This window comes from Succinimonas sp. (assembly GCF_045225735.1).
Taxonomy (GTDB): Bacteria; Pseudomonadota; Gammaproteobacteria; order Enterobacterales; family Succinivibrionaceae; genus Succinimonas.
This window is the reverse complement of sequence record NZ_JBGVBR010000070.1, coordinates 1-10,083: the sequence shown is the minus strand read 5'-3', so window position 1 is coordinate 10,083 and position 10,083 is coordinate 1. Positions and strand designations below refer to the sequence as shown.

General features: G+C 55.7%; 9 protein-coding genes and 1 tRNA gene. 9 read left to right on the top strand and 1 reads right to left on the bottom strand.

Annotated elements, in window-relative coordinates:
- From dnaK to greA, 3 genes are all read left to right on the top strand, one after another.
- Positions 1-1,549 (top strand): molecular chaperone DnaK (dnaK, locus tag ACJROR_RS02510; protein WP_406545716.1); only part of this gene is annotated, 1,549 nt, incomplete at its 5' end.
- A 111-nt stretch (positions 1,550-1,660) separates the two neighbouring features.
- A complete protein-coding gene (gene dnaJ, locus ACJROR_RS02505) occupies positions 1,661-2,812 on the top strand; it encodes a molecular chaperone DnaJ (protein WP_406038054.1) in 1,152 nt (383 codons plus the stop codon).
- Between the two features lie 210 nt (positions 2,813-3,022).
- Positions 3,023-3,511, top strand: coding sequence for a transcription elongation factor GreA (gene greA, locus ACJROR_RS02500; RefSeq protein WP_406038052.1), 489 nt, complete (start codon positions 3,023-3,025; stop codon positions 3,509-3,511).
- 269 nt (positions 3,512-3,780) lie between these two features.
- On the opposite strand, the gene yhbY is transcribed toward greA, so the two are convergent.
- Entirely contained in the window at positions 3,781-4,077 is a 297-nt protein-coding gene (gene yhbY, locus ACJROR_RS02495; RefSeq protein ID WP_406545715.1) for a ribosome assembly RNA-binding protein YhbY, read from the bottom strand.
- A gap of 230 nt (positions 4,078-4,307) precedes the next feature.
- Between yhbY and rlmE the strand changes: the two genes are divergently transcribed.
- The 6 genes from rlmE (at position 4,308) to ACJROR_RS02465 (ending at position 10,082) form a co-directional block, all read left to right on the top strand.
- On the top strand, positions 4,308-4,961 hold the full coding sequence (gene rlmE / locus ACJROR_RS02490; protein WP_406038048.1) for a 23S rRNA (uridine(2552)-2'-O)-methyltransferase RlmE: 654 nt from the start codon (positions 4,308-4,310) through the stop codon (positions 4,959-4,961).
- Between the two features lie 22 nt (positions 4,962-4,983).
- Positions 4,984-6,915 (top strand): ATP-dependent zinc metalloprotease FtsH, encoded by a 1,932-nt coding sequence (ftsH, locus tag ACJROR_RS02485; protein ID WP_406545714.1) that lies wholly within the window; start codon positions 4,984-4,986, stop codon positions 6,913-6,915.
- A 112-nt stretch (positions 6,916-7,027) separates the two neighbouring features.
- On the top strand, positions 7,028-7,906 hold the full coding sequence (gene folP, locus ACJROR_RS02480) for a dihydropteroate synthase (RefSeq protein WP_406545713.1): 879 nt from the start codon (positions 7,028-7,030) through the stop codon (positions 7,904-7,906).
- 55 nt (positions 7,907-7,961) lie between these two features.
- Positions 7,962-9,302: a phosphoglucosamine mutase gene (glmM, locus tag ACJROR_RS02475; RefSeq protein ID WP_406545712.1), complete on the top strand. Its 1,341-nt coding sequence runs from the start codon at positions 7,962-7,964 to the stop codon at positions 9,300-9,302.
- A 213-nt stretch (positions 9,303-9,515) separates the two neighbouring features.
- Positions 9,516-9,968, top strand: a complete 453-nt coding sequence (secG, locus tag ACJROR_RS02470; RefSeq protein ID WP_406545711.1) for a preprotein translocase subunit SecG — start codon at positions 9,516-9,518, stop codon at positions 9,966-9,968.
- Between the two features lie 29 nt (positions 9,969-9,997).
- Positions 9,998-10,082 (top strand) — tRNA-Leu (locus tag ACJROR_RS02465).
- Position 10,083 lies beyond the last annotated feature (1 nt).

Here is a 10,083-nt window from a genome sequence, read left to right as displayed (position 1 = left end):
GGACATTCTCGGCGAGAAGGTAACCGAAGCCGTAATCACCGTTCCGGCCTACTTCAACGACCAGCAGCGTCAGGCTACCAAGGATGCGGGCAGAATTGCCGGTCTCGAGGTTAAGCGCATTATCAACGAGCCTACCGCAGCAGCCATGGCCTACGGCGAAGACAAGGTCAAGGGCGAAAAGAAGATTGCCGTGTACGACTTCGGCGGCGGCACCTTCGATATCTCCATCATTGACATCGACGAGGACGGCGACGGCGGCAAGACCTTTGAGGTGCTTTCCACCAACGGCAACACCCATCTGGGCGGCGAAGACATTGACAAGAGAGTGATTGACTTCCTTATCGATGACTTCAAGAAGACCAGCGGCGTTGATCTCAGCAAGGATATTCTGGCTCTTTCCCGTCTCAAGGAAGCTGCCGAAAAGGCCAAGATTGAGCTTTCCTCCGCCATGCAGACTGACATCAATCTGCCTTACATCACTGCTGATGCCACCGGCCCCAAGCACATGAATGTAACCATGACCCGCGCTAAGCTGGAAGCCCTGGTTCAGGATCTGGTCAACTCCTCTCTGGAGCCGGTAAGAATTGCTCTCAGCGATGCCAATCTCCAGAAGAGCGAAATCGATGACGTGCTTCTGGTAGGCGGTCAGACCCGCATGCCGCTCATTCAGCAGGTGGTACGCGAGTTCTTCGGCAAGGAACCCCGCAAGGACGTTAACCCGGATGAAGCCGTTGCCGTGGGCGCTGCCATTCAGGGCGCCGTGCTGTCAGGCGACAAGAAGGACGTGCTCCTCCTGGACGTAACTCCGCTTTCCCTGGGCATTGAAACCATGGGCGGCGTAATGACCCCGCTTATTGAGAAGAACACTACTATTCCTACCAAGAAGAGCCAGATCTTCTCCACTGCCGAGGACAATCAGCCTGCGGTAACCATCAGAGTGCTTCAGGGCGAACGCAAGCGCGCTGCCGATAACAAGCTGCTGGGCAACTTCGACCTCACCGGCATTGCTCCGGCCCGCCGCGGTGTGCCGCAGATTGAGGTTACCTTCGACATCGATGCCGACGGCTGTATCCATGTAAGCGCCAAGGACAAGAACACCGGCAAGGAACAGAAGATCACCATTCAGTCTTCCTCCGGACTTTCCGAGGATGAAATTCAGAGAATGGTAAGAGATGCCGAGGCTCATGCTGAAGAAGACAAGAAGTTTGCCGAGCTGGCTACCGCCCGCAATTCCGCAGACCAGCTGATCTCCTCCGTGAAGACTCAGCTCAGCGAAGCCGGCGACAAGGTTCCCGCAGACCTGAAGAAGAACATCGACGATGCCATTCAGGAGCTGGAGACCGCTGCCAAGGGCGACAGCAAGGAAGCCATCGAGGCCGCTCAGAAGAAGCTGATGGATATCTGCGGCGCTCTGCCTCAGTACACTCAGCAGGGTTCTCAGGGCCAGCCGGCTTCCGAGCAGCCTGCTCAGGATTCCGCTTCCTCTTCCGCCAAGGATGACGGCAACACCATGGATGCCGAGTTCGAAGACGTGAAGGATGAAAAGTAAACCTGCGGTTTCAGGGTCCGGCAGAGCCGGATCCTTTTAACGGCTGAGACGGATACCGCGAACTGTGCGGTATCCGTTGTTGTTTGAATATGATTTAAAGGTGTCCCTATTATGGCCGAAAAGCGTGATTATTACGAAGTCCTGGGCGTCGACAAAGGCGCTGATGCCCAGACTATTAAAAAGGCATTCAGACGCCTGGCAATGAAATATCATCCGGACAGGAATCATGAGGCAGGCGCTGCTCAGAAGTTTGAGGAAATCAATGAGGCTTACTCAGTCCTGAGCGATCCTAACAAGAAGGCCGCCTATGACCAGTTTGGCTTTGCCGGCGTTGATCCTAACGGCGCCGGAGCCGGCGGCTTCGGCGGCTTTGGCGGCGGCGCTGATTTCGGGGATATCTTCGGCAGCATGTTCGGAGATATTTTCGGAAACAGACGCGGCGGCGGCGGAGCTCCCAGAGAGCAGCCGGGAGATGATGTTGAAAAGATTGTCGACATTACTCTTGAGGAAGCTGCCAGCGGCTGCAAGAAGCAGATTGAGATCAGCACTTATGTTCCCTGCGATACCTGCCACAGCACTGGCTGCAAGGACGGCTCCAAGCCCCAGACCTGCTCCCACTGTCATGGCACCGGCCGGGTGCAGATGCGGCAGGGCTTCTTTGCGGTAGAGCAGACCTGTCCGTACTGCCACGGCACCGGCAAGGAGATTACCAATCCCTGCGGCAGCTGCCACGGCACCGGCCGCGTGGTCAAGAAGATCCGGGAAGAGGTTACCATTCCGGCAGGAGTTTCCACCGGCAACAGACTGCGTCTCAGCGGCAAGGGCGAGGCCGGACTTAACGGCGCTCCTTCCGGAGATCTTTATGTTGTTATCAGAGTCAGACCGCACAAGATCTTTGAGCGGGACGGCAATGATCTTCATGTGGAGGTTCCTATCAGCTTCTGCACGGCGGCTCTGGGCGGCAAGGTGGAGGTTCCCACTCTCTCCGGCAGAATCAGTCTCACCATTGCCGAAGGAACGCAGACCGGCACCAGGCTGCGGGTTCCCGGAAAGGGCATCAAGAGCGTTCAGGGTACCCGCACGGGTGATCTCTACTGCCATATCGTGGTGGAAACCCCGGTTAAGCTCAGCGATGAACAGAAGAGCATTCTCCGCAGCTTCGAGTCCTCTCTGGGAGACAGCAAGAGCTCGGGCAGCCATGAGCCTAACAGGGAAAGCTTCCTGCAGAAGGTGAGAAAGTTCTTTGATGACCTGAAGGGGTAACAGCCGCCGGGAGTTGTCCTTTGCCGGTTTATTCCCCGTTAATGTGACTCAGGTTGGCATTTTCAGGTGTTAATTATGTTAGAATGCCAGCCGTTCCGGGCCGTAATCAGGCTTGGGAGAAGGCAAAGATCCCGGTGATGGTCAGCATAAAGGAGTCCTGCTTAGCGGCGGGGCTCGTTTTTTTTATTATTTTTTAGGGAGACGGAGTAAATGGAAAAGACTCCAATGACAGTAGCAGGCGCCGAGAAGCTGCGCAAAGACCTGGAATTTTTGAAGTCGGTGGAAAGACCCCGTATCAGCAATGCTATTGCCGAAGCCCGCGAGCATGGCGATTTGAGCGAAAATGCCGAGTATGCCGCCGCCCGCGAGGAGCAGGGCATCTGCGAGGCCAAGATCAAGAATATGGAGACTCAGCTGGCTACCGCTGAAATCATTGATGTTACCAGAATGAAGAAGGTTCCTGACAGCGAGCGCAAGGTGGTGTTCGGAGCCACGGTGAAGCTGGAAAGGGATGATACCGGGGAAGAGGTTACCTACAAGATCGTGGGGGACTACGAGGCGGATGTGACCAAGGGTTATATCAGCTACAAGACCCCCATTGCCAAAGCTCTTATGGGCAAGTTCCCCGATGATGACGTAGTGGTGGACATCCCCAAGGGCAGAATGGAATTCTACATCAAGGAAGTTTCCTATATCTGATTTGCCGCGGGCTTTTTCTGAGCCTGACTGAGGCGCTAATCCCGGAAGATCTCCGGGATTTTTTCTTTTCGGGGAGCGGAGTCAAGTTAACCGGAAGAGTTATCCGGAACAGTATTCACAGAGTTGTTAACAAAGTTATTAACAGAGTTATACACAATTCAGTCGGTTTTGAACCGCCGGAATAGCAGATTTCCCGGACATTACCGGGGCTTAGTGCGGGGTACCGGAGAGAAACCCCGGCATGCCGGGGCATCGGGGAAGAGAGGGCTTTATTCCCGGGGCAGCTGAAACTGGGATTTCTCCTTCCGTTTTTTAAACAGGGTGGCATTCCCGCCCACAATCTGCACCAGGGCGGCGCCGGTTTTTTCGGAGATCTCCTGAGCCGCGGCCTCCCGGGCCTCGCGTTCTCCGGCGATCTTGATCTTAATGAGCTCATGAGCCTCGAGAGCGGCCAGGGTTTCCTTAATAAGGCTTTCTGTGATTCCCTTCTGTCCCGCCATCACCACCGGCTTCAGCTGGTGAGCCCGGGATTTCAGAAAAAGCTTCTGTTTTACAGTAAGTTCCATGGGGTGTTTTCCTCTGATTAAATCGCCGGGATTATAGCCGATGTCTGCGAGTTTTTCAAAAGCGGTTTTTTGTGTGATCGCAGGGGAATTTCCGGGTGATTGTCGGGATCCCGCGAGCATGTTTTTATTTGTGGGAATGGCATTATTAAGCTAAAATTATCTCTCAGTTTTGTGAAATTTTTTAGAGCGTTTTTTAAGAGCAGAGGCCGTTTTGCCTTTGTTTCCGCGATATGACCAAAAAGAAGAGAACCGCCAGTCAGGCCCGCTGGCTGAAAGAGCATTTTGATGACGTCTATGTGCAGGAAGCCCATAAGCAGGGCTTAAGATCCCGGGCCAGCTTTAAGCTTGATGAGATCCAGAGCCGGGATCGTCTTATAAGACCCGGCTTTAAGGTGGTGGATCTCGGCGCCGCCCCCGGAGGCTGGTCGGAGTTTGCCGTAACCTGCGTGGGAGAAACCGGCCGGGTGGTGGCCTGCGATATCCTGCCCATGACCCCGATTAACGGCGTGGATTTCATTCAGGGAGATTTTCGGGAGCAGGAGGTGCTGGATCGGCTCCTGGAAACCGTGGGCGACACCAAGGTTGACGTGATCCTGTCGGATATGGCTCCTAACATGTCCGGAAACCCCGGAGTGGATCAGCCAAGGGCCATGTATCTTGTGGAGCTGGCCTTTGACATGTGCCGGCAGATTCTCCGGAAGGGCGGATCCTTCGTGGTGAAGGTGTTTAACGGTCAGGGCAGTCAGGAATACCTGAAGCTGCTCCGGGATTCGTTTGCCACGGTGAAGGTGAGAAAGCCCGATGCCTCCAGGTCGCGTTCCCGGGAGGTCTATTATGTGGGAATGGGTTTTAAGGGCGCCGAAGAACAGGAATTCTTCCGCTGACATTTTTTAAGGAAGCTTTTTAATGGTTAAAAATCTTTTTCTCTGGCTGATTATAGCTCTGGTGATTATTTACGCCGTGGAAGCCGTGAACGAAGCTGATTCAGTCTCTCAGGAAAACAATTACGTGGCATTCAAGAAGCAGCTTGCCGGCGGCGATATCAGCTCCGTTAAGATTGACGGCAAGGTGATTACCGGCATGCGCCGGGACGGCCGGCAGTTCAGCGTGGTGCTGCCCCTGACGGATCCCGAGCTTCTCCCCAAGCTTGAGGAAATGAATGTGGAGACTACCGGGGTGAAGCCGCAGGAGCCCAGCATTCTCATGTCCATCCTGATTTCCTGGTTCCCCATGCTGCTCCTTATCGGCGTCTGGGTGTTCTATCTCCGGGCGGCGCAGGGCGGCGGACACGGAGCTCTGGGTTTTTCCAAAAGCAAGGCCAAGCTCATGAGCGAATCCGATGTCAAGACCACCTTTGCCGATGTGGCCGGCTGCGATGAAGCCAAGGAGGAGGTCAAGGAGGTGGTGGACTATCTCCGGGATCCCAGCAAGTACCGCAAGCTGGGAGGCAAGATCCCCCGGGGCGTGCTTCTGGTGGGACAGCCCGGCACCGGCAAGACCCTGCTGGCCAAGGCTATTTCCGGCGAGGCCAAGGTGCCTTTTTACTCCATTTCCGGTTCCGACTTTGTGGAAATGTTCGTGGGCGTGGGCGCCTCCCGCGTCCGGGACATGTTTGCCACGGCAAAGAAGCATGCTCCCTGCATTATCTTCATTGACGAAATCGATGCCGTGGGCCGCAAGAGATCCGCGGGCTTTGTGGGCGGCCAGGATGAAAGAGAGCAGACTCTGAATCAGCTTCTGGTGGAAATGGACGGCTTTGAAGGACATGAGGCGGTGATCGTCATCGCCGCTACCAACCGTCCCGATGTGCTGGACTCGGCGCTTCTGCGTCCGGGCCGTTTTGACCGTCAGGTTACCGTGGCTCTGCCCGATATTAAGGGGCGCGAGCAGATTCTGGCCGTGCACATGAGAAAGGTGCCCACCTCCGGCGATGTGAACGTGGCTCTTATTGCCCGGGGCACTCCGGGGTTTTCCGGAGCGGAGCTGGCCAATCTGGTTAACGAGGCGGCTCTTAATGCGGCCCGCACTGACAAGAGAATGGTTACCATGGCGGACTTTGATTTTGCCAAGGACAAGCTTCTTATGGGCACGGCCCGCCGTTCCATGGCCATGAACGAGCACGAAAAGGAAAATACCGCCTATCATGAGTCCGGTCATGCCATTGTGGGCAAGCTGGTTCCGGATCATGATCCGGTTTACAAGGTTTCCATTATTCCCAGAGGCCGGGCGCTCGGCGTTACCATGTATCTCCCGGAAAACGACAGATTCAGTCACAGCCGGCAGTATCTGGAATCCATGATCGCCTCTCTCTATGCCGGAAGAATCGCCGAGGAGCTGATCTTCGGCAATGAACTGGCCACCACCGGCGCCGCCAACGATATCGAAAAGGCTACCGGCATTGCCAGAAACATGGTGCTGCGCTGGGGCTTCAGCTCCAAGCTGGGAGCTCAGCTTCTGGAAAACGATCAGCTGGAATCCTACTACGGCGGCGGCTCCTCTCAGCTTCAGGGCATGAGCGAATCCACCCGGGAGCTTATCGATTCCGAGATCCGGGATATCCTGACCCGCAATTACAACCGGGCCCGGACGATTCTGGAGGAAAACATGGACATTCTTCATGCCATGAAGGATGCTCTGATGAAATATGAAACCATTGATGCGGATCAGATAGAGGATCTCATGGCCAGAAGACCGGTGCGGGATATTGCCGCTGCCGGGGACGCCGGGGCGGGCAAGCCGGGGGACGGCAAGCCTGAAGCGGAACCGGCCAAAGCGGTTTCTCCGGAAGGGGAAAAGGCTGAGAAGACCGATTCCGCGGATAACAGCCCGCGAGTCTGATTATTGCGAGAGCCCCTTTTCCCAGCAGGAAAGGGGTTTTGTTTTTAGAAGGCCCGCCGCCTTGCCAAGTCCGGAGGGTCAGCCGGAATTCCGAGAAAAAGCCGAGGCAAAGATGAAACTGTCATTCAGAAACCGGGAGCTGGATCTTACCGCTCCGAAAATCATGGGAATATTGAACGTGACTCCGGATTCGTTTTCAGACGGAGGCACGCATAACAAGCTGGACGATGCCGTGCGCTATGCCGAAAAGATGGTAAAGGAGGGCGCCCAGATCATCGACGTGGGGGGAGAATCCACGAGACCCGGCGCCGGAGAGGTTTCGGCGGACGAAGAGCTTTCCCGGGTAGTGCCGGTGGTGGAGAAGATCGCCCGGGAGCTGGACGTGATGATCTCCCTGGATACCTCCAAGCCGGAGGTCATCAGCGAGGGGCTTAACGCCGGGGCGCATTTTGTGAACGACATCCGGGCTCTTAAGGTGCCCGGCGCTCTGGAGATTGTGGCCAAAACCGGCTGTCCCGTCTGTCTCATGCATATGCAGGGAGATCCCCGGAACATGCAGGAAAATCCTTCCTACAAGGATCTTCTGGGAGACATCAATCAGTTTTTCTATGAAAGAATAGACGTCTGCCTGAATGCGGGCATCAAGAGAAGCAACATTATCATCGATCCCGGCTTCGGCTTTGGCAAAACCCTGGATCAGAACTATGAGCTCATGGGCCGGCTGGATACCTTTGCCTCCTTCGGACTGCCTCTTCTGGTGGGGGTGTCCCGGAAGTCCATGATCGGCAATCTCCTGCGGGTGCCGGTGGACGAGAGAGTGTTCGGCTCCGTGGGGCTGGCTCTTTACGCCGTGCACAAGGGGGCTCATATTCTCCGGGTTCATGATGTCCGGGCCACGTATGACGCTCTGAAGTGCTGGGAGTATGCCAATGTGTTTTCACACAAGGCCCCCCGGCTCAAGCAGATTTTCAAGCTGGGGAAGAAGAATTAGGATGGTCCGGGAGAACGCAGTTTCCCGGGAAAACAGGTTAAAAGGGGATTAAAAAATGCAGAGACAGTATTTTGGCACTGACGGCGTCAGAGGGAAAGTCGGGGAGTATCCCATAGTCCCGGATTTTGTTATGAAGCTGGGCTGGGCGGCCGGCAAGGTGCTTTCGGAAACCGGCACCAAGAAGGTGGTTATCGGCAAGGACACCAGAATTTCCGGATACATGCTGGAGGCTGCTCTGGAGTCCGGCTTCAGCGCCGCCGGGGTGGATTCCGTGCTGTTAGGCCCCATGCCGACTCCGGCCGTGGCCTATCTTACCAAGGCCTTCCGGGCCGAGGCCGGCGTGGTGATCTCCGCTTCCCACAATCCCTTCTATGATAACGGCATTAAGTTCTTTTCCAAGGACGGCACCAAGCTGCCCGATGAAACCGAGCTTAAGATCGAGTCTCTCATGGATCATGCCATGACGGTGGCCGAGTCCCGGAATCTGGGCAAGGCCTCCCGGAAGGAGGACGCTCCGGGCCGTTACATCGAATTCTGCAAGAGCACCTTCCCTAACTTCTATTCTCTGGCCGGCATTCGCATCGTGGTGGACTGCGCCAACGGCGCCACCTATCAGGTGGCTCCTGATGTGTTCCGGGAGCTGGGAGCGGAGGTTATTGCCATCGGCAATGCTCCGGACGGCCTGAACATTAACGACGGCTACGGCTCCACCCATCCGGAGAACCTGATCCTGAACGTGCTGAAGTACCGGGCCAATCTGGGCATTGCCTTTGACGGCGACGGGGATCGGGTGATGATGGTGGACGCTCACGGTCATCTTCTGGACGGCGATGTGCTGCTCTATATCATTGCCCGTTACCAGCAGAAGACCGGGCGGCTTGAGGGGGGCGTTGTGGGCACCCAGATGTCAAACCTTGGCTTCGAGCATGCCCTGAAGCGGCTGGATATTCCCTTTGCCCGGGCCAAGGTGGGGGATCGCTATGTGATGGAACAGCTTCTGGAAAGGGGCTGGAAGCTGGGGGGCGAGAACTCCGGACACATTATCAGTCTCCGGCACACCACCACCGGCGACGGCATTATCAGCGCTCTCCAGGTGCTGAGAGCCATGTGCGAGGATCAGAAGGATCTCAGCGACATGCACAAGGATATCGAGCTCTATCCCCAGGTGCTGATCAATGTCAGGCTGATTGCCGGCTTTGATGCGCTCAGCGATGAAAAGGTGCAGGAAACCGTCCGCGCCGCCGAAGCCCGGCTGGGAGATCAGGGGCGGATTCTGCTCCGGAAATCCGGCACCGAGCCCTTGGTGCGGGTGATGGCGGAAGGCTATGATGCCGCTCTGGTGCAGGAGCTGGCCTCCGGGATTGCCGATGTCATTGTAAAGCAGAGTCAGAACTGAGGAGCGGAGGAGACGGCCGCAGAGGGCTTTTTTGCGGAGGAATGCCATATTCCCCCTTAAAAGCCGTTGCCGGCGGCGGACTGGCTGTTTTTTGACCGTTCTTCAGCCATTGCGCCGGCAAAAATAAAAAAATTTCAAAAAATGCTTGTCAAGTTGCAAATCTCTGTTAGAATAGCCCGCGTTGAATGACAAGGTTAAAGGAACGATGCGACGATGACACTGGCTTATGCAATACTTCTGGTGCTCTTTCTCGTAAATGCGGTTCTGCTTGTGGCTTTTATCCTTGCTCAGCAGGGCAAGGGCGCAGGCATGGGGGCTTCGTTCGGAGCAGGCGCGGCAAATACATTGTTCGGCGCTGCCGGCAGCGGTAATTTCTTTACCAAAAGCACTTGGGTTTTGGCATTCACGCTTTTTGGAATTTGTCTGGCTTTGGGTTATATTAACAACCACAGAGACCACGGAAACGCCGCCTTTGACAAAATCGAAGAAGGGGTGCAGACTGAAAGCGCTCAGGTAAGCCAGCCGGCTCCGGTGGAAAATTCCGACAGCAAGGCTGCAGTCAAGGTGGAAAAGGTTGAACCCCCCGCAGCGGAAAAGACTGTTCCTGAGGATAACAAGAATACCGCATCTGAAGCTTCTTCGGATGAAAAGGCAGATCAGCAGTAACAGCTGACGGATTTTGCCTTGCGGATTGTGCCCGGGTGGTGGAATTGGTAGACACGCTACCTTGAGGTGGTAGTGCTTAGCGGCGTGCGGGTTCAAGTCCCGCCTCGGGTACCAT